General features: G+C 73.2%; 14 protein-coding genes. 6 read left to right on the forward strand and 8 right to left on the reverse strand.

Annotation, left to right across the window (positions count from 1 at the left end; genetic code table 11):
- The first annotated feature begins 1 nt into the window (after nt 1).
- From LZ017_RS08695 to LZ017_RS08710, 4 genes are all read left to right on the forward strand, one after another.
- The gene (locus tag LZ017_RS08695; protein ID WP_241396221.1) at nt 2–2,041 is read left to right on the forward strand and encodes a DUF3483 domain-containing protein; all 2,040 of its coding nucleotides are present in this window, start codon (nt 2–4) and stop codon (nt 2,039–2,041) included.
- Nucleotides 2,038–3,189: an FAD-binding protein gene (locus tag LZ017_RS08700; RefSeq protein WP_241396222.1), complete on the forward strand. Its 1,152-nt coding sequence runs from the start codon at nt 2,038–2,040 to the stop codon at nt 3,187–3,189. The genes LZ017_RS08695 and LZ017_RS08700 overlap by 4 nt, the downstream gene beginning before the upstream one ends.
- Nucleotides 3,186–4,028 carry a hypothetical protein gene (locus LZ017_RS08705; protein ID WP_241396223.1) on the forward strand — a complete coding sequence of 281 codons (843 nt, stop codon included), beginning with the start codon at nt 3,186–3,188 and terminating at the stop codon, nt 4,026–4,028. Before LZ017_RS08700 ends, LZ017_RS08705 begins: the two co-directional genes overlap by 4 nt.
- A 210-nt stretch (nt 4,029–4,238) precedes the next feature.
- Nucleotides 4,239–5,297, forward strand: coding sequence for a GlxA family transcriptional regulator (locus LZ017_RS08710; protein ID WP_241396224.1), 1,059 nt, complete (start codon nt 4,239–4,241; stop codon nt 5,295–5,297).
- Between the two features lie 83 nt (nt 5,298–5,380).
- Here the strand turns inward: LZ017_RS08710 and LZ017_RS08715 are convergent, their stop codons facing one another.
- The 6 genes from LZ017_RS08715 to LZ017_RS08740 form a co-directional block, all read right to left on the reverse strand.
- Entirely contained in the window at nt 5,381–6,265 is an 885-nt protein-coding gene (locus tag LZ017_RS08715) for a glycine betaine ABC transporter substrate-binding protein (protein WP_241396225.1), read from the reverse strand.
- Between the two features lie 156 nt (nt 6,266–6,421).
- The gene (locus tag LZ017_RS08720) at nt 6,422–8,854 is read right to left on the reverse strand and encodes a tetratricopeptide repeat protein (protein ID WP_241396226.1); all 2,433 of its coding nucleotides are present in this window, start codon (nt 8,852–8,854) and stop codon (nt 6,422–6,424) included.
- Nucleotides 8,855–8,869: 15 nt separating this feature from the next.
- Nucleotides 8,870–9,745 carry a hypothetical protein gene (locus LZ017_RS08725; RefSeq protein WP_241396227.1) on the reverse strand — a complete coding sequence of 292 codons (876 nt, stop codon included), beginning with the start codon at nt 9,743–9,745 and terminating at the stop codon, nt 8,870–8,872.
- Nucleotides 9,742–11,583 carry an aminopeptidase P family protein gene (locus LZ017_RS08730; protein WP_241396228.1) on the reverse strand — a complete coding sequence of 614 codons (1,842 nt, stop codon included), beginning with the start codon at nt 11,581–11,583 and terminating at the stop codon, nt 9,742–9,744. Before LZ017_RS08730 ends, LZ017_RS08725 begins: the two co-directional genes overlap by 4 nt.
- Nucleotides 11,584–11,588: 5 nt before the next feature.
- Nucleotides 11,589–14,330, reverse strand: a complete 2,742-nt coding sequence (locus LZ017_RS08735) for a TonB-dependent siderophore receptor (protein WP_241396229.1) — start codon at nt 14,328–14,330, stop codon at nt 11,589–11,591.
- A 121-nt stretch (nt 14,331–14,451) separates the two neighbouring features.
- Nucleotides 14,452–15,360: an AraC family transcriptional regulator gene (locus LZ017_RS08740; protein ID WP_241396230.1), complete on the reverse strand. Its 909-nt coding sequence runs from the start codon at nt 15,358–15,360 to the stop codon at nt 14,452–14,454.
- Between the two features lie 191 nt (nt 15,361–15,551).
- Here LZ017_RS08740 and LZ017_RS08745 point away from each other — a divergent pair, with 191 nt between their 5' ends.
- On the forward strand, nt 15,552–16,550 hold the full coding sequence (locus tag LZ017_RS08745; RefSeq protein ID WP_241396231.1) for an ABC transporter ATP-binding protein: 999 nt from the start codon (nt 15,552–15,554) through the stop codon (nt 16,548–16,550).
- Nucleotides 16,547–17,314, forward strand: coding sequence for a hypothetical protein (locus LZ017_RS08750; protein ID WP_241396232.1), 768 nt, complete (start codon nt 16,547–16,549; stop codon nt 17,312–17,314). Before LZ017_RS08745 ends, LZ017_RS08750 begins: the two co-directional genes overlap by 4 nt.
- A gap of 127 nt (nt 17,315–17,441) precedes the next feature.
- Here the strand turns inward: LZ017_RS08750 and LZ017_RS08755 are convergent, their stop codons facing one another.
- Together LZ017_RS08755 and LZ017_RS08760 are read right to left on the reverse strand one after the other, a co-directional pair.
- Nucleotides 17,442–18,626 (reverse strand): MFS transporter, encoded by a 1,185-nt coding sequence (locus LZ017_RS08755; RefSeq protein ID WP_241396233.1) that lies wholly within the window; start codon nt 18,624–18,626, stop codon nt 17,442–17,444.
- A complete protein-coding gene (locus LZ017_RS08760; RefSeq protein WP_241396234.1) occupies nt 18,623–19,069 on the reverse strand; it encodes a VOC family protein in 447 nt (148 codons plus the stop codon). The genes LZ017_RS08755 and LZ017_RS08760 overlap by 4 nt, the downstream gene beginning before the upstream one ends.
- Nucleotides 19,070–19,187 lie beyond the last annotated feature (118 nt).

Consider the following 19,187-nt stretch of genomic DNA (forward strand, 5'->3'; position numbering starts at 1 on the left):
CATGGACGGCTTCACTTCCTCCTTCCTCGCGTCGCCCACGGCCGGCGGGCTGGTGTGGCGCGACCTGGTCACGCTGCTGTTCTGGCTCGCCGTCGCCGCGCTGCTGCTGGGCACCTGGCGCCGCGCGCGGCTGTGGCGCACCGGGCGCGCGGCGCCGCTGGCCTGGCGCGGCCTGCTGGCCATCCCCAGGCGCTACTTCGTGGACTTGCACGAGGTCGTCGCCCGCGAGCCCGCGGCGGCGCGCGCCCATGTCGCGGTGGCGGGCGGCGCACTGGCCTGCCTGCTGCTCGTCGCGCTCAACGACGGGCTGCGCCTGCGCCTGCCGCTGCTGGACCTGGCGCTGGTGCTCAGCGCGCTGGCCATGCTGGCCGGCGCGGCGATGATGGCGCGCCGCCGCGCGCAGCCCCAGGTGGCCGCGCGCGTGTCGCAAGGCCCGTGGCGGCGCCTGCCCTGGACCCTGGGCGCGGGCGCGGCCGGCTTCGCGCTGCTGGCCGCCGGCGCGCTGTGGTCGGCGCAGATCGCGCCCTGGTGGGCGGCGCTGTGCATGCTCGCGCTGGGCGCGGGCGCGGCCGAGCTGGCGCTGGGCGTGGGCCTGGCGGGGCCGATGAAGCATGCCGTCGCCGGGCTGCTGCACCTGGGCCTGCATCCACGCCCCGAGCGCTTCCAGCCGCAGCGCGTGGGCCCTGGCGCGCAGCGCCCCGCGAGCAGCCTCAAGCCGCTGGTGCTGACGCGCGACGCGCCCGGCGTGGCGCGTCCCGCCGACCTGGCCTGGAACCGGCTGCTGTCCTTCGACGCCTGCGTGCAATGCGGCAAGTGCGAGGCCGCCTGCCCCGCCTACGCCGCGGGCCAGCCGCTCAACCCCAAGAAGCTGGTGCAGGACCTGGTCGTGGGCATGAGCGGCGGCAGCGACGCGCGCTACGCCGGCAACCCCTACCCGGGCCGCGAGACGGGACGCCATCGCGGCGCGCCACAGCAGCCCATCGTGCCCGGCCTGATCGAGGCCGAGACCCTGTGGAGCTGCACCACCTGCCGCGCCTGCGTGCAGGCCTGCCCCATGCTGATCGAGCATGTGGACCTGGTGGTGGACCTGCGCCGCCATCTGACGCTGGTCGGCGGCACGCTGCCCAACAAGGGCGCCGAGGCGCTGGCCGCGCTGCGCGAAACCGACACCCAGGGCCGCTTCCCGCTCGCCGCGCGCTACCACTGGGCGGCCGACCTCGACCTGCCGCTGGCCCCCGCGCACCCGCCCGGGCAGGCCAACGCGGCGGCGGTCGAATGGCTGCTGCTGGCCGGCGAGGCCGGCTTCGAGATGCGCGGCCAGAAGACCTTGCGCGCGCTGGTGCAGGCGCTCGCGGCCGGCGGCATCGTCCCGGCCGTGCTGGGCGAGGCCGAGACCGACTGCGGCGATCTCGCGCGCCGCCTCGGCGACGAGGCCGGCTACCAGCGCCTCGCGCGCCAGCTGATCGCGACGCTGTGGACGCGGCCGGCCGCCAACATCGTCACCGCCGACCCGCATCTGCTGCACGCGCTGCGCAACGAGTACCCGCTGCTGGATGCCGCCTGGGCCCAGGCGCTGGCCGAGGGCCGCACGCGCGTCTGGCACCACACCGAGCTGCTCGCCGAGCTGCTGGAGCGCCGCGCGCTGCGCCCCGCGGCCCCGACGCCTGGCGTGGAGCCGCCCGCCGTCACGCTGCACGACCCCTGCTACCTGGGCCGCTACAACGGCCAGACCGAAGCGCCACGGCGCGCGCTCAAGGCCATCGGCATCCGCGTGGTCGAGATGGAGCGCCATGGCCTGAACGCGCGCTGCTGCGGCGGCGGCGGCGGCGCGCCGGCCACCGACATCCCGGGCCAGCGTCGCATCCCCGATCTGCGCATGGATGACGCCCGCGCCACCGGCGCCGACATCGTCGCGGTGGCCTGCCCGCAGTGCACCGCGATGCTGGAAGGCGTGGTCGGCAAGAGACCCCAGGTGCTGGACGTCGCCGAACTGGTGGCCCGCGCCGTACGGCCCGGCACGGGCCAGGAGAGGCCAGCATGACCCGACGCATCGACCCCCGCCGCCCCGCCACGCGCAATGCACAGGGCCTGCGCCGCCTCGTGCTCGGCGGCACCGAAGGCGAACGCGACCTGCGTCCCGGCGCCCATGGCCAGGCGAGCGCGCGCCGCCCGCGCCTGAGCGGCGCCGCCCGCGGCTGCCTGATGGTGATCGCCCAGCCCGAGGCGGGCGGGCTGGACGAGCATGCCTGCGAGACCCTGGCCGCGGCGGCGCTGCTCGCCGCGCCGGACGAGGCCGTGGTCGCGCTGCTGCCCGTTCCCGCGGCCGAGCTGCCGCTGCAGCTGGACGCCGCGGCGCTGGGCATCGACTGCCTGGAAATCCTGCCGCTGGCCGGCGCCACGCCGCCGGACGCGCAGGCCCAGGCCCTGCTGCAGCGCTGGCAGCACTGGCGGCCGCGCCTGCTGCTGATGCCCGACCGCGGCGACGATGCCGACCTGGGCCGCCGCCTGGCCGCGACCCAGGGGCTGGCCACGGCGGCCGGCGTGGTCGAGATCGCGCAGGAGCGCGGCGACTGGCGGGCCCGCGTGCGCCACCTGGGCGCCCCGGGCCGCGCCGCCGGCGATGCGACGGCGGCGCTGGCGCAGCTGCAGCTGCTGCTGCTGGCGCGTCATGTCGCGCGCACCGAGCTGCCCTTTCTGGGACTGGGCGAGCAGGTGCAACTGCCACCGCCCGCGGCACGCCCCATGGCCGGCGTGCACGACCTGGGCCTGCTCGCCGGCCAGGCCCGGCAGCTGGCCCTGGACGAGGCCGACTTCATCATCGCCGCCGGCAACGGCGTCACCGATGTCGCGCTGTTCCACGAGCTGGCCCAGGCCCTGGGCGCCAGCGTCGGCGCATCGCGCGTCGCGGTGGACGACGGCCGCTTCGCGCGCAGCCAGCAGATCGGCGCCACCGGCCGCACGGTGCAGGCGCGCGGCTATCTGGCGCTGGGCATTTCCGGCGCGGTCCAACACCTGCAGGGCATCCGCGAATGCCGCCATGTGATGGCCGTCAACACCGACCCCGCCGCACCCATCGTGCAGCGCTCCGAACTGACCGTGGCCGAGGACGTGCAGGCGCTGATGCGCGCGCTGCTGAGCCTGCTGCGCCGCGAGCCCGGCCCGTCCCCCGCCCAGGAGACCCAGCCATGACCACGACGACCGTCTTCAAGCCCTCGGACCTGATGGTGCTGGTGGGCCCGCGCATCGACCCGACCTGCGGCCGCGCGACGCGCAGCCGTGCCGATGCCGCGACCGTCGCGCTGGCCCAGCAGGCCCTGGGCCCAGCGCACGAGCCCCGGCTGTGCAGCGCCGGCGCCCTGCCGGCGGGCGTGATGCGCGACTACCTGGCCCAGGGCCTGAGCCGGCTCACGCACCTGGCCCTGCCCGACGAAGCCACGCAGGGTGAGCTGGTCGCGGCGCTCGCCTATGTCTGCCGCGACGCGGGCCTGGTGCTGTGCGGCGCGCGCGGCGAGGCCGGCATGTCCAGCGGCATGCTGCCCTATGCGCTGGCCCAACGCCTGAACCGCCCGCTGATCCACGACGTGATCGACCTGCAGCGCGAGAAGGACGGCGGCTGGCGGGTCCTGCAGGCCCGGCCGCGCGGCGCGCGCCGGTGCTGGCGGCTGGAGCCTGGCGTCGCCGCGGTGCTGGTCTGCAGCCCGCGCCTGGCGCAGCGCGAGGACCTGCCGCAGCGCCATGCCTGGGCGTCCGCGCAGGCCGGCCGCATCGAGGAGCTGCGCGTCGCGGCGTCGGCCCATCCGGGTGGCGCCACAGCGGCGCCGTGGCAGCTCGAGCCGACGCGCAAGCAGCGCCGTCCGCTGGCCGCCGCCAGCCAGGCCAGCGGCGCCGAACGCATGGCGCGGGCCACCGGCGCGGCCGAACCGGCCGGCCGCGGCGGCACGGTGCTGCACGAAGGTTCGGCGCTGGACAAGGCGCGGCAGTTGCTGGACCACCTGCGCCAGCGCGCGCTGATCCCGCCGCAGGCCTGAGCCTGCATGCAAGTGCCGGCCCCGGAACGGCCGGCCCTGCGGGGCTCGCGTCGCCCCCAGGGGCTACGCAAAAGACCCGACAGCCTTGGCGGCATTCATTGATCAGAATCAACGAACGGACGACATCGAACGCTTAGCGCCGCTCCGACGGAGGGCGAGCCTGGCGATCGATGCACGGCAGTCCGCCGATCACGATCACGGCCTCTTGCGATGACAGCTTCCACGTCCTCCGGGCCCACGGCCCGCCACTTCGGCTTCCTGCTGCTGGACAGCTATTCGATGATCGCCTTCGCCAATGCGCTGGAGGTGCTGCGCATGGCCAACCTGCTCAGCGGGCAGCCGCTCTACACCTGGACCGTCGCGACGGTCAACGGCGAACACGGCACGGCCAGCAACGGCCTGAGCCTGGCGCAGCCGGCGCGGCTGGCCGATCTGGACGGCTGCGACGCGGTCTTCGTCTGCGGCGGCGTGAAGGTGCAGCGCGCGATCAACCCCACCGTCGTGCAGGACCTGCGCCGCCGCGCCGCGCGCGGCCAGGTGCTCGGTGGCCTGTGCACCGGCGCGCATGCGCTGGCCGAGGCCGGCGTGATGGGCGGCTACCGCTGCGCCGTGCACTGGGAGAACCTGACCGCGCTGCGCGAGGCCTGCCCGCAGGCGCGCTTCACGCTGGAGGTCTTCGTCGTCGACCGCGACCGCCTCACCGCATCGGGTGGCATCGCCCCGCTGCACCTGATGCTGCACCTGGTGCGCGGCCATCACGGCAACAAGCTGGCGATGGCGATCTCCGAGCAGTTCATCGTCGACCGCGTGCGCGACCAGAGCGACCAGCAGCGACTGCCGCAGCCCGAATTCGTCGGCCCGGGCTACGAGCATCTGGTCGAGGCCATCGCGCTGATGTCCGCCAACATCGAGGAGCCGCTGTCGCTGGCCGAGATCGCCGACGCCACCGGCGTGTCGCTGCGCCAGCTGGAGCGGCTGTTCCACCGCTACCACGACGTGACGCCGGCGCAGCACTACCTGGCGCTGCGCCTGCGCCGCGCCCGCGAGCTGCTGGCGCACACCAGCGCGCCGGTCATGCAGATCACCGTGGCCTGCGGCTTCCAGACCGCCTCGCATTTCTGCAAGGCCTACCGCGCCCAGTTCGGCCATTCGCCCAGCGACCACCGGCGCCAGGGCGGCAACCAGGGCCTGGTGCACCTGCAGGCGCCGCTGCACGCCAAGGGCCACCGAGCGGTGGCGACGCCGGGCCTGCCGCTGCAGGCCTCCTGAACGAACACGGCCCCGCCTGTGAATGCGGGGCCGCGGGGCTCAGGGCCAGGGCGGCGCATCGCGCCGCCCACGGGCTCGGACGCTCAGGCGCCCGTCAGCCACTGGTTGACCAACTCGCCATGCGAGGCCACATAGGCGGCCGCTTCCTTCGCGGCATTGCTGTCGCGCGCCTTGAGCATCACGGCCTCCAGATCGGCCAGCGGCATCTTCAGGTTGCGCACGAAGGCGGCCGCCTTGGGGAAGGCCGCCGTGAAGCCCTTGCGCGCCAGGCCGTGGATGGACTCGGCGCCGCCCAACGTCTGCTTGGGGTCCTCCAGATAGCGCAGCTTGTACTGCGAGAACATCCAGTGCGGCGACCAGGTGGTCACGACGATCCACTGCTTGCGCTGGATCGCGCGGTCCAGCGCCGACACCATCGCGGCGTCGGATGCGGTCAGCAGCTTGTAGTCCAGGCCATAGGTCTTGATCGTGGCCTCGGACAGCTTCATCAGCCCGGCCCCGGCGTCGATGCCCTGGATGCGCGAGCCCAGCTTCTCGCGGACCTCGGGCTTGGCCAGGTCCTCGATGCTGCGCAGCGTGCCGACCGGGATCTCGTCCGGCACGGCCCAGCCCAGCCGCGCGCCGGTGTACAGCGCGCCGAGGTCCTCGACATCGTCCTTGACCTTCTCCCAGTAGCTCTTGTGCGTGCCGGGCAGCCAGGCCATCAGCATCAGGTCGATCTGGCCGCGCTGCAGCGCGGCGTACTGCAGCGCGACGTCGGTCATCACCAGCTCGACCTTCTGGCCCAGGCGCTGTTCGAGGATGAGCTTGGCGACGTGGGTCACCACCTCGGCATCGGACCAGGCGGTCCAGCCGATGCGTATGGGCTTGGTGTCGGCCAGCGCGCTCAGCGGCGCGGCGGGCAGGGCCAGCGCGGCGGCGCCGGCGATGAAGTGGCGGCGTTGCAAGGTCTTGGGGGGGCGGCTCATGGGCGGTCTCCGTTCGGCAGTTGACCCAGTGCACTCTAGGCCTGTGCCGCCGGCCAAGTGCTCCCGGCGCGACGCCGACATGTCCAGGCCCGACATCCCTGCCGCCACCGCGGGAAGACCCTCGGTGGCAAGACCCGGCCCCGCGCCACGACGGGCTCAGGACGGCGTGTCGAGCGCGCCCAGCACCCGCTTCAGCACCGCGCTGTCGCGCCGCACCGAGTCCCAGCCGGAGATGTCGGCGCGGTAGACATAGCGCGGCCCGGCGTCGCCGGCCAGGCGCTCGCGCAGCGGCGCCAGCGCCTGCGCGGCGGCATCGGCCTGGCCTTGGCGGCGCAGCGCGGCGGCGCGCACGATCAGCGCGGTGTCGCACCAGGGGCCGCGGCGCAGCGCCTCGTCAGCCCGGGCCAGGGCCTGGCCGGGCTGGCCGTCGACCAGGGCCAGCCAGCCTTCCATCGCCAGCAGCTGCGGCTCGGTGGGATTCAAGGTGCGTGCTTCGGCCAGCTGAGCGCGCGCCGGCTCCACGCGGCCGGCCAGCAGCAGGTCGCGCGCCAGGTCCAGGCGCAGCGCGATAAGGCCGGTGCGCAGCTTCAGCACCTGGCCGTAGACGGCGAAGGCCGTGTCCCAGCGGCCCGCCAGCGCCAGCGTCGCGGCGCGGCCCCACAGGGCCTCGGGGCTGTCGGCCTGGTAAGCCAGCGCCGCCTCGTAGGCGGCCAGCGCCGCCTCGGTGCGCCCCTGGTGCAGCGCATAGCCGGCACGCGCCATGTCCAGTTCGAAGCGCTCGTCCGGCGCCAGCGTCTGCGCGGCGTCGGGCTCCAGCAGGGGCAGCAGCGCGGCCAACGGCTGCCCGCTGTGCCATTGCGCGGAAACCGCGGCAACGCGCAGGCTGGCGCTGTCCGGGTGGCGTTGCAGCGCCTGGCGGGCGAGCGCCTGCACCGGCGCGGGCTCGCCCTTGAGCGCCAGCCCGTACAGCGCGGCGGCCAGCACCTGCTCGTCGTCGGGCGCGCGCCGCAGCGCCTGCTGCAGCTGGGCCAGCGCGCGGTCCAGCTCGCCGTTTTCCTGGTGGCGCTGCGCGTCGTTGACCAGCGCCACCGGCAGGCTGGCGGCCACGTCGCGGCGCGCGAACTCGCGCAGCACCAGGGCCTGCAGCGCCGGGTCCAGCGCGGCCAGGCGCTCGCGCGCGATCTCCTTGTGGTCGTGGCGGTCGCGCCGCGGCGAGGACTGCGCATTGGCACCCTCGGCGAAGTATTCCCAGATGGAGCCACCGGCATAGCGCGACAGAAAGGCCTGGCCGCTGCGCGCGTCGCGCTCCTTGGCCTGGCTGTAAAGCGCCTGGATCTCACGCTTCTGCGCGCTGGTCATCACGCCATGAACCTGGTGGGTCAGCTCGTGCAGCACGGTGTTGTAGCGGCCGTAGATGGAGCGCTCCACATCCTCGATGCCGGTGACGGTCATGTGTCCGCCCATGCCGCGCACGTCGTCCCACAGCCGCGAGTCGTAGTCGATGCGCGCGTCGCGCAGCGACTTGGCACCGGGCGTCTCGGACAGGCGCATGTGCAGCGGCTTGATGTAGTGGTGGGCGCCGCCGGCCACGAGGATGGGCACGTAGGCCTTCCAGGGCTCGACCGACAGTGCGACGCGCTTGCGGTGGCGCGGCGTCAGATCCTTCCAGTTCAGCACATAGCGCTCGATGCCGGGCACCTGGGGCATGGGCGTCGCCGCGAAGCGGCGCTCGTCCTCGGCGCGGTGGACGTCCACGCGCATGCGCTCGCCCTCCACCGTCTTGGCCAGCACCGCATGCGCACGGCCATAGCCGGGGCAGGCGGCCAGCGCGGCGCGCGCGTCGCCACGGGCCTGCGCGAGCCGACCGGCCTCGAAAGCGTCGGAGGCGCGGCGCGTGAGCCGTGCCGCGCGCGCCAGCTCCGCGCCGCAGCGTGCCTGCAGCTCGGTGTAGTTGGCGCGCGTGTAGCCGTTGCCCAGCTGGTAGTTGGCGACCTCGTGGAAGGGGTTGCGGCGCACCGCCTCCTCGCTGGCGGCGACGGCGTCGTTGGTGCGGCCCAGGCGGATCAGCGTGTCGGCCAGTGCCATCAGCGTGTCGGGTGACGCCTCCTGCTCACGCGCCGCCTCCAGCAGCGGCAGCGAGCGCTCATAGTCGCGCTGCTGGTAGGCGATCTGGCCCAGACCGCGCAGCGCCTGGCCGCGCTCACGGGCATCGCGCGCGCGCGTTTGCGCCTGCTCGAAGTGCTGGCGGGCCGGCGCGAACTCGCGCGCGTTGAGCGCCAGCCGACCGGCCGCCAGCAGGTCCACGGCCGCCGCGAGGCCACGCTGCGTGCGCCGCTCCACCTCCGCCAGGTCGTCGACCGCGAACAGCCAGTCGTAGATCAGGGCGCGCTGGGCCGCGTCGGGCTGGGCCAGCGCCAGCAGGCGACGCAGCGCCGGCTGCGCCTGTCGGAACTGCTGCGCATCCAGCAGCGCGGCGGTGGCGGCGAGGTCGATGGCGACGCTCGGCGCGGCCTGCGCGGCCGGAACGAGCAGACTGCTGGCCAGCAGCAGCGCGGCCAGGACGGAGGGTTGCGGCAGGGTGTTGTTCATCACGGTCGTGGAGTCTCAGGGGGCCTCGCGGTGGGCCAGGGCATCGAGATAGGCAGGGTCCATGCGGCCCTGGCTGAGCGTCTGCATCAGCGCCAGCATGAACTCGCGCTTGGCGTTCAGCACCGGGTCGTCGCGGCTCCATTGCATCACGCGCGCGGCATAGCCGGGCGTCATCATCCAGCCAAAGACCTCGGCCTTGTCCTCCTCCGGCCCGTACAGCGCATAGCGGCTCACGAAGCCGGGGCGCGGATGGCCCAGGTTGTGGAAGACGCCACCATAGGCGCTGGCGCCACCGTTTCCATAGGTCACGCCGGCGGGGTTGAGGGCCAGCCAGCGCGGGTCGCGGTGGTAGTAGTCGCCGAACAGCCGCGCCTCGATCAGGTGGTAGAGCTCGTGGTGGATGCGCGCCTCGATGCCGGCCTCGCAGATCGCGGCGCCCGGCGGGTCGCCGATGTCGGCATACGCGACGGCGTCGCGCTGCACGGCCGGCATGGCGCGGCGCAACTGGCCGGCCACGCGCAGATCCTGGACCAGCTCCAGCCGGCGCAGCCCCACGCGGGCAAACAGCTCGCGCGGGTAGCGCTCGTAGGCCGGCAGCACCACGCTGAGCAGCGCGCTCAGGCGCTCACGGTCCTCGGGCAGGTCCTCGAAGGCACGCGCCTCGGGCGCGCTCCAGGCCGCCTCCAGCCCGAGGCGGCCCAGGCGCGCCTGGGCCATGGACTGCAACTCCGCCAGCGTCAGCGCGCCATGCCCAACACGGGTATAGCGGGTCGGGAACGGGCACTCCGCGGCCATGCTGTCCTGGCCGGCCGGGGCGGCGCGGTGCAGCGGCGCGCAGGCCGCCAGCAGCAGGGCCAGCCCGACGAGGGAGGCGAAAGCGCCGGCCCTCATGCGGTCACCGATGCCGGCGGCCGGGGGCTGTGCTGGGCCAGCGGCACGGTGCGGCGCAGCAGCCAGTCCAGGGCCTCGCCGCGCAGCAGCGGTGCCAGCCGGTCGCGCACGCGGGCGTGATAGGCATCCAGCCAGGCCTGTTCGGCCTCGTCCAGCAGCGCCGTGTCGACGCAGTCCAGGTCCAGCGGGCACAGGCTCAGGGTTTCGAAGGCGAGGAACTCGCCGAACTCGGTGTGCCGGTCGGGCACGCACAGCACCAGGTTCTCCAGCCGCAGGCCCCAGCGGCCGGCGCGATACAGCCCCGGCTCGATGCTGATCACCATGCCCGGCTGCAGCGCCATCTCGGGCCGCGGCAGGACCTGCGCGAAGCACTGCGGCCCCTCATGCACATTGAGGTAGTGGCCGACGCCATGGCCGGTGCCATGGCCATAGTCCAGGCCTTGCGCCCACAGCGGCAGACGCGCCACCGCGTCCAGCATGGGCGCCAGCGTGCCGCGCGGGAAGCGCGCGCGCGACAGCGCGGCCAGGCCCTTGAGCACCAGGGTGTAGTCGCGCCGCAGCTCGGAGCTGGGCGGGCTCAGCGGCCAGACCCGCGTGATGTCGGTGGTGCCGCCCAGGTAGTGCGCGCCGGAGTCGATCAGCAGCATCGCGGCGCCGCGCAGCGGCCGGGCGCTGGCGGCGCTGGGGCTGTAGTGGGGCATCGCGGCATGGGCGTCGACGCCGGCAATGGTCTCGAAGCTGGGGCCGCGGAAGTCCTCGCGGCGCGCCCGGCAGGCGGTGACGGCCGCATGCAGGTCCAGCTCGGTGAGCGGGTCGCCGGCGTCCAGGCGGGCCTCCAGCGCGGCGTAGAACTCGCACAGCGCCGCGCCGTCCTGCGCCATCGCCTGGCGCAGGTGCGCGGCCTGCGCGTCGTTGCGCCGGCTCTTCAGCAGCAGCGCGGGATTGCGGGCCTCCAGTCGCTGCACCGACGCGGGCAGCACCTGCGCCAGCGCCAGCCCCACGCGCTCCGGGTCCATCAGCAGGCGCGCGCCGGCCGGCAGCCCGGCCAAGGCCTGCGCCGCCTCGCGGTAGGGACGCAGGTACACCCCCTGCGCCCGCAGCGCGTCCTGCAGCGCGGGCGCCAGCGCCTGCGGCTCGGCGAAGAGCTGGCACTGGTGCTCGTCGAGCAGCACATGGGCGAGGAAGACCGGGTTGTAGGGCACGTCGCTGCCGCGCAGGTTCAGCAGCCAGGCGATCTCGTCCAGCGCCGAGACCAGGTGATGGCTGGCCCCGTGCTCGGCCATCGCGGCGCGCAGCGCGGCCAGCTTGGTGGCCCGTCCCTCACCGGCCTGCGCGCACTCGTGGTCCAGCACCGGCCGGGCAGGCAGGCCGGGCCGATCAGCCCAGACCGCGTCCAGCGGGTCCAGGTCCGTTCTCAGCGCCAGCCCGGCGGCCGCCAGCGCCTCGCGCAGCCGCGCCGCCGCGGCACAGGCGAGCACGCCGCCATCCACCGCCACGCAGGCGCCCGCGGGCAGATGGCGCGCCAGCCAGTCGCGCGCCGCCGCGTCGGCGGCAGCGGCGCTGGCGATGGGCTGGACCGCCACGCCGGTCCCGGCCAGCTGGGCCTCGGCCTGGAGCCGGTAGCGCCCGTCCACCAGCAGCACCGCCGCGTCGGCGCTCACCACCAGGTGGCCCACCGATCCGCTGAAGCCGGTGAGCCAGGCGCGGCCGCGCCAGCGCTCGGGCAGATACTCGGACAGATGCGGGTCGGCGGACGGGATCAGCAACGCCGAGAGGCCCTGCGCCGCCAGCACCGCGCGCAGCGCCGCGAGGCGGGCCGCATGAGCTTGGGAGTCCATCGCGCTCACCAGAATCGGTACTTCGCGCCGAGCTGGATGTAGCGGCCCAGCTGGTTGTGATAGGCCGGATTGAAGCCCTGCAGGTAGGCGATGCGGTCGGCGTCGAAGGGCGCGGCGCGGTCGTCCAGGTTGCGCACCGACAGGCTCAGCTCCAGGTTCTGAATGCCGCGGTAGGCCAGGTAGGCGTCGGCGGTGAGCCAGGACTTGATGCGGCAGTACTCGGGTCGCGCCAGGGCCTGCGTGGCATAGCTGCAGGACACGCTGGGATCGTCCTTCTGCGCGTAGGCGCCGGTGTAGTTCCAGTTGACGCTGAGCTGCCAGGGCCCGCGGTCCCAGGCCACGCCGAAGCGCATGCGCTCCTTGGGCTTGAGGTAGTAGCCGGCGGTGTCCAGCATCTCGGCGCCGGGCGCGTTGGCCTGCTCGTACTTGGCAAGCCGGTTGTAGGTGGCCTGCAGCTGCAGCCGGCCCAGGCCTTGGGGCAGGTCGACCTGCGCCCGCCCCTCGGCGTCGAGCCCGCGCACATGGGTCTGCGCCAGGTTGGTCGAGGTGAGGTAGATGGTGTCGATCTGGCCGGAGCTCGCGCCGCGCACCACCTTGCCGGGGAACTGATCCTCGTGGTCCAGCAGGTAGCTCGTGCTCATCGCCGCCACCTCCCCGCGCCGCTTGATGTCGTAGGCGTCCACGGCCAGGCTCAGCTGGCGCAGCGGCTGGAACACCAGGCCCAGCGAAATGCTCTTGGAGGTCTCGGCCTTGAGGTCGCCGGACGCGCCGTAGATGCCCACCACATAGCGGTCGCAGTCGGGGTTGGCGGCATCGAAGCTGGGGCAGCGCTTGGGATCGCGCACCTTCACGTAATAGGTCTGCGTGCCCATGTGCTGCTCGGGCAGCGTGGGCGCGCGGAAGCCCTCGGCATAGGTGCCGCGCAGCAGCAGCTGCGGCAGCGCCTGCCACTTGAGTCCGACCTTGGGCGTGCTGGAGCGGCCGAAGTCGCTGTTGTCGTCCATGCGCAGCGCCAGCGACAGCTCCAGCCCCTTCAGCAGCGGCGCCACCGCTTCGGCATAGACCGCGCCGACGCGGCGCGAGCCGGCGACGCCCTGGACGTTCCACAGCGAGATGGCGCCGGAGGACAGCAGCGTGTCCGGCACCGAGTCCACCTTCTCGCGGCGGTACTCGGCGCCCAGCGAAACGCCCAGCCGGCCGCCCGGCAGCTGCCACAGTTCGCGGCTGCCGCGCAGGTCGATGGACTCGGTGGCGGTGTGGCCCACGCTGCGCAGCGTGGGATAGAGCCGCGCCATCAGCCCGGCGTCGTTGGCCCCGGCGTTGCCCAGGATGAAGCCGGGGCGCACCTTGCCATTGGCGTCCAGCACTTCGTTGACGAAGACCGCGTCCTGCATCAGCCCCTGCTGCGTGGTCGTGTTGCGGGCGCGCGAGATCATCAGCGCCGACTCCAGGTCCCAGCCGCCCAATTCGCCGCGCAGGCCCAGCGTGTAGCGCTGGTTCAAGCTGTGGCTCTTCATCTGCCCGGGCACGTCATTGAACAGGTAGCGCACCCCCACCTCGGCATCGGCCAGCGGGTTCTGCGGATGGCCCACCGGCAGGATCAGGTAGTTGATCTGAGCGCCCGGCGCATTGCCGTAGCGCCCCGCTTTGTCCACCTGGTTGTAGGTGTAGTAGCCATAGGAGTCGCTGCCGTAACTGAAGTTGGGCGCGTGGTAGGCCGAGCGCGTCAGCGCGGCATCGGCGAACAGCTCGAACCCCGCCGGCAGCGCCAGCACCCCGGCGCCGTAGACACTGTCCATGGTCCAGCCGGCGGACAGGCTGACGGAGCGGGTGTTGTCGTTCAGGCAGCGGCCGTTCAGCGTTGCGGTGGTGCCGCTGGCCGGCGTACAGGGCTGGTCCAGCCCGGTCAGCGGGCCGAGGAAGTTGGCCGGGTCGTTGTTGATCGGGCCGGAGCTGGGCGTCAGGCGGTAGACATTGCGGTAGTAGGAGGAGCGCCGGTCGGCCAGGTCGTAGCGGCGGAAGTCGGCGTCGCGGGTGCGCTCGCGCGCGGAGGCGCGCACCGGGTCCTGCTCGCGGTGGGCATAGGTCAGGAAGAGGTTGTAGCCGTCGCGCGCGACGTTGCCGCGGCCATAGGTCAGGGACAGGTTCTGGCTCTGCCCGTCGTCGCGGCTGGAGCGGCCGTAGCCGCCGCTGCCCACCAGGCCTTCGTAGCCCTTGCGCAGAATGATGTTGACCACGCCGCCGATCGCGTCCGCGCCGTAGATGGCCGACGCGCCGTCCAGCAGGGTCTCGATGCGCTCCACCGCGTCCACCGGGATGGCGCTGGTGTCGACGAAGGACGCCGTGCCAAAGCCGAAGGGCGCCACGCGCCGGCCGTTGATCAGGACCAGCGTGGAGCCCACGCCCAGGCCGCGCAGCGAGATGCCGGCGCTGCCGAAGGTGGCGTCCACCGGCCCGTTGCTGGAGATGCCACCGACATTGCCCGCGGGCAGGTCGCGCAGCACGTCGGTCACGCTCAGCGCGCCGGAGCGGGCGATGTCGTCGCGGCTGATGACCTGCACCGCCGACGCGGTCTCGGCCTCCAGCCGCTTGATGCGCGAGCCGGTGACCTCCACCCGCTCCAGCGCCTGTGCGCGGGGCTCGGCCTCGGAGGTCTGGGCGAACAGAGGCCAGGCGGCAAGCCCGGCGCAGACGGCGGCGGCGGCCTGGGCCACGCGCCGGAAGTGGCTGGAGGGGAAGGAGGTCATGGGGAGGGCTTTCGTTTGAGAACGCGGCGCGATTCTCAAAGTCCACCCGGCGCCCTGCTTCGCAAATCCTGCCGGACTTGCCGATTCCTGCTGCCGCGGCACGGCAACCGCGGGAAAGCCCTCAGCCGCGCTGGCGGCGGTAGCTGGCCGGTGGCTGTCCGTAGCGCTGAGCGAAGGCGCGCGAGAAGTGGCTGGCGCTGGTGAAGCCCAGCTCCAGCGCGATGTCCACCAGCTTGGCCTCGCTGCCGCGCAGCAGCTCGCAGGCGCGCTCCAGGCGCAGCTTCATCACGTACTGGTGCGGCGGCAGCCCCATCGCGGCGCGGAACTCGCGCGAGAAATGCGAGTCGCTCATCGCGCAGAGCTGGGCCATCTCGCTGATGCTGGGATCGCGCGTCGCGTTCTCGGCCAGGAAGGCCAGCACCTTGCGCAGCCGTCCGCCGCTGAGCCCGGGCCCGCCGGCGCGCGCCTCGCCCATCGCGGCATGGCGCTCCAGCAGATAGCACAGCAATGCGTCGACCAGCCCATCGCAGTAGCGCGCAGCCAGCGGCCCGGCGGCCGCCTGCGCATCGAGCATCTTCCAGACCAGGTCCAGCACCTGGCGGTCCGGCGCGAACAGGGTGCCGGCCAGCCGCGCCCCGTCCGGCAGCCCGGCGTCGGCGCACAGCGCCTCCACGGTGTCCACCGGGATGAAGAGATTGACGATGTCGCAGCCACTCAGCTGGCGCCAGCGGCTGGGCGCGCCGGGCGGGCAGATGCGGAAGCGGTTGGCGCCGATCATGCCGCCCCACACGACGCGGTCGCCGACCCAGATCTGAGATTCCAGTGGCTCCAGCATCACGGCGATGCGGTAGCTGTCCGGATGCGGGCTGACCACCTGGATGGCGCTGTCGGCCTGTCGCCGCGACCAGCGCGCGATCGACGCCCGGGTCCGCGGCAGCGGCCCGACGCAGGTCAGCAGCGGACTGGTCACGCCGCTGCGCAGAAACCAGTCCTGCAGCGCCTGGGGGCTGTCGATGAGGTCGGGGGGCATGGCGGGATCGGGGAGTCACGCGATGGTAACGGCAGCGTGACAGGGCCGGCCGGTCCGTAGTGTGCGCAGGTCGCGCAAGGCGCGGCCGGCACCGCACACCTGTGAACCTAGGTAGGGCGCGGTCCGGGGGTCGGCACGGGACACTAGCGAGCTCGCGCGTCGCACCATGACGGCGGACCTCGGGGAGAAACGTGACCACACCAAGCACTGCGTTGCTGGACCTGCAGCAGGCCGGCAAGACCTACAGGCGCGCGGGCCAGAGCATCCGTGCGCTGGATGACTTCTCGCTGCGCGTGCAGGCTGGCGAGATCGTCGGTCTGCTCGGCCCCAACGGCTCGGGCAAGACCACGCTGGTGAAGCTGGTCACCGGGCTGTGCGGCGCCGATCAGGGCCAGTTGCGCTGGCGCGGCGGCGACGCGCTGCCGGCGGGCCAGGCCGGTCCGCACCTGCGCGAGATCGGCGTGATCCTGGAAGGCCGCGGCGCCGCCTACGAGCGCCTGTCGACGCTGGAGAACGCACGCTACTTCTGCGGCCTGCGCGAAGCGCGCTTCGACCGCGCCCACTTCGACCAGCTGGCCGCGCTGCTGGAGATCCCCGACGTGCGCGCGCCGGTGCGCCAGTTCTCCACCGGCAACAAGCTGCGCGCGGCGCTGCTGGGCGCGCTGATCCACAAACCGGCGCTGGCGCTGCTGGACGAGCCCACGCTGGGGCTGGACCTGCTGGGCGTGGAACGGCTGCAGGCCCTGGTGCGCCATGGCGCGCAGCAGGGCATGGCCTTCGTGCTGAGTTCGCACGACCTGCACTTCATCGAACGGCTGTGCGGTCGCATCGTCTGCATCGCGCAGGGACGCAAGGTCTTCGACGGACCGCGCCAGTCCTTCGTGCAGCTGGAGCACCACTACCAGCTGCGCCTGCAGCCCCCCGCAGGCGAGGCGCCGCCGGCGCTGCCGCTGGCGCTGGCCGGGCTGCGCTGGCAGGCCCCGGACACCACCGGCCATGGCGATGGCAGCTGGACGCTGCCGCTGCGCAGCCATGCCGAGACCTGCCTGCTGCTGACCGCCTGGCAGCACGAGCTGCCGCGCTGTCGCGGCCTGGAACTGCGCCGCGTGGATCTGCGCGACCACTACCTGGGCCTGGTCGGCGCCGACGCGTCGCGCGCCGAGCCCCAGCTCGAAGGAGAAGCCGCATGATGGCGCGCTGGATGCACCACCTGCTCAACGAAGCGCTGCGCAGCCTGGGCCTGGCGCGCCGCTACTGGGTGGAGAGCCTGATCGGCCTGGGCTTTATCTTCGGCCTGTTCGGCGGCCTGCTGTTCGCGGTGCTGTCGGTCAGCGGCCAGAGCCTGGGCTCCGGCGAGGCGGACGGACTGATCGTCGGCTTCGCCATCTGGCTCTTCGCCGCCGGCGCCTTTGGCAGCGCCTGCAAGGAAGTGCAGGAGGAGACCGAGCAGCGCACGCTGGAACAGCTCAGCCTGGCGCCGCGCCCGCTCAGCTTCACGCTGGCCGTGCGCACGGTGCTGGGCATGCTCGTGGGCCTGGGCCTGCTCGCGCTGACCCTGATGCTGATCAGCCTGCTCACCGACGGCCGGGTGGCGCCGCTGCAGCCGCAGGTCCTCGGCCTGCTGCTGCTGGGCGCGCCCGCGCTGGTGGGCGCGAGCTACGCGCTGGCCGGCGTGATGCTGCTGGTCAAGCGCGGCGAGCTGCTGCTGGTGAGCGCGCAGCCGGCGGTGATCGGCCTGGTGGCGCTGCCGGCCTTCCCGATCAACGCGCTGGCCCTGCTGCCCTATGCGCTCAGCGCGGCCGCGGCACGCGCGGCCGCCACCGGCACCCCGCTGGGCAGCGACGTGTGGATCGCGGTGGCGCTGAACAGCCTGCTCTACCTGCTGGCCGGGCTGGCGGTCTTCATCCTGTTGAACCGGCGCGCGCGCCGGCTGGGCGTGCTGGGCCACTACTGATACGCGGCATTGCCGCCGCGCGCTTGTCGCCTGTGGGGGCGCGAGGACGGGATCCGGCTCCGCATGCACACGCGGACTCAGTCCAGGCCGGGCCATTGAAGCCGGGAAGGCGGCAAACGACAGGGGGTCAGGTCTTGCCCGCGCGCCGCACCCACAGCTGCAGCAGCACCGCGGCCACCAGCGCGCAGGCTGCCGAGGTGGCGAAGGCCGTTGCCGGCCCCAGCCCCTGGTAGAGCGTGCCGAAAACCAGCGAGGCCGGCAGCAGCATCGCACCGCTGACCAGATTGAACCAGCCATAGGCCGTGCCGCGCCGCGCCTGCGGCACCAGATCGGCCACCAGCGCTTTCTCCACGCCTTCGGTCGCGGCGAGGAAGACGCCATAGCCGGCGAACAGCAGCGCCAGCGACACGCCGTCGCCCGAACTCAGCCAGCCCAGGCCCAGATAAATCAGCGCATAGGCCAGCCAACCCAGGGTCAGCACCGGCCAGCGGCCCCAGCGGTCCGACAGCGCGGACAGCGGCGTGGACAGCAGCATCGCCACCGCCGAGACGCCCGCCCACAGCAGCGGCACCTGCGCCTGCGGCATGCCCAGCTCGCGCGCGCGCAGCAGCAGGAACATGTTGGACGAGTTGCCCAGCGTGAACAGCGCCACCACCACCAGATAGCGGCGGAAAGCCGGCGGCAGATCGGCGAGCGTCCATTCGAAGCGCGGCGCCGGTTCTTGCGCGCCGGCGCGCGGCTCGCGCAGCGCCAGCGCCAATGCCAGGCACACCAGCCCGGGCAGCAGCGACCACAGAAAGATGTCGCGCAAAGGAAACTGGCCGGCCAGCAGCGCCGCCGCGAGCAGCGGGCCGATGACGGCGCCGGCGTTGTCCATGGCGCGGTGCAGCCCGAAGGCCAGCCCGCGCTGGCCCGGCGCGACGCTGGCCGCCAGCAGCGCGTCGCGCGGCGAGGTGCGCAGCCCCTTGCCGACGCGGTCCGCGAAGCGCAGCGCCAGCACCGCCGGCCATGCGGTGGCCAGCGCCATCAGCGGCCGGCCCAGGCCGGCCAGCCCGTAGCCGGCCACGATCCAGGGTTTGCTGCGCCGGCTGCGGTCCACCATGACGCCGGAGAACAGCTTGAGCAGGCTGGCCACGGCTTCGGCCAGCCCTTCGATCAGGCCCAGCACGCGCGGCCCCGCCATCAGCACCGACGACAGGTACAGAGGCACCAGCGGATAAAGCATCTCGCTGGCGCTGTCGTTGACGAGGCTGATCAGGCCGACGAACCAGACCGTTCGCGGCAGCGCGCGGATGCCGGCCAGCAGCTTCACCAGCTGCCGGTATTGGGCATGCTGGCCCAGGGCTCGGCCGGTGCCAGTGCCGCGCCGATCTGCAGCAGCTCGATGGAGATCTGGTCGGGCGAGCGCACGAAGGCCATGCGGCCATCGCGCGGCGGGCGCAGGATGGTCACGCCATGGTCGGCCAGGCGCTGGCAGGCGGCGTAGATGTCCTCGACGGCCAGCGCGATGTGGCCGAAGTTGCGGCCGCCGGTGTAGAGCTCGCCCTTGCCGTCCGCGTCGGGCCAGTTGTAGGTAAGCTCGACCTGGGGCTGGTAGGGGCCGGGCTCGTCGCCGGGCGCGGCCAGGTAGACCAGCGTGAAGCGGCCGGCCTCGTGCTCGGTGCGGCGCACCTCGACCAGGCCCAGCGCATCGCGGTAGAACTTCAGCGAAGCGTCCAGATCGGTGACGCGCACCATGGTGTGCAGGTATTTCATCGGTACAGAGGCTCCCGCGAGGGTGGCGGTGAAAAAACAGACAGAACCGCATTGTCCCCGCCCGGCGTCCGGGCCGCAGCACTGCGGCTTTGGCGCCGGCCGTGCCTACACTGCGTGC

This window comes from Pelomonas sp. CA6 (assembly GCF_022549225.1).
GTDB lineage: Bacteria > Pseudomonadota > Gammaproteobacteria > Burkholderiales > Burkholderiaceae_C > Roseateles.

Coding starts and splice junctions, on each gene's coding strand:
- LZ017_RS08695 (WP_241396221.1), top strand. CDS start 2: ATGGACGGCTTCACTTCCTCCTTCCTCGCGTCGCCCACGGCCGGCGGG.
- LZ017_RS08700 (WP_241396222.1), top strand. CDS start 2,038: ATGACCCGACGCATCGACCCCCGCCGCCCCGCCACGCGCAATGCACAG.
- LZ017_RS08705 (WP_241396223.1), top strand. CDS start 3,186: ATGACCACGACGACCGTCTTCAAGCCCTCGGACCTGATGGTGCTGGTG.
- LZ017_RS08710 (WP_241396224.1), top strand. CDS start 4,239: ATGACAGCTTCCACGTCCTCCGGGCCCACGGCCCGCCACTTCGGCTTC.
- LZ017_RS08715 (WP_241396225.1), bottom strand. CDS start 6,265: ATGAGCCGCCCCCCCAAGACCTTGCAACGCCGCCACTTCATCGCCGGC.
- LZ017_RS08720 (WP_241396226.1), bottom strand. CDS start 8,854: ATGAACAACACCCTGCCGCAACCCTCCGTCCTGGCCGCGCTGCTGCTG.
- LZ017_RS08725 (WP_241396227.1), bottom strand. CDS start 9,745: ATGAGGGCCGGCGCTTTCGCCTCCCTCGTCGGGCTGGCCCTGCTGCTG.
- LZ017_RS08730 (WP_241396228.1), bottom strand. CDS start 11,583: ATGGACTCCCAAGCTCATGCGGCCCGCCTCGCGGCGCTGCGCGCGGTG.
- LZ017_RS08735 (WP_241396229.1), bottom strand. CDS start 14,330: ATGACCTCCTTCCCCTCCAGCCACTTCCGGCGCGTGGCCCAGGCCGCC.
- LZ017_RS08740 (WP_241396230.1), bottom strand. CDS start 15,360: ATGCCCCCCGACCTCATCGACAGCCCCCAGGCGCTGCAGGACTGGTTT.
- LZ017_RS08750 (WP_241396232.1), top strand. CDS start 16,547: ATGATGGCGCGCTGGATGCACCACCTGCTCAACGAAGCGCTGCGCAGC.
- LZ017_RS08760 (WP_241396234.1), bottom strand. CDS start 19,069: ATGAAATACCTGCACACCATGGTGCGCGTCACCGATCTGGACGCTTCG.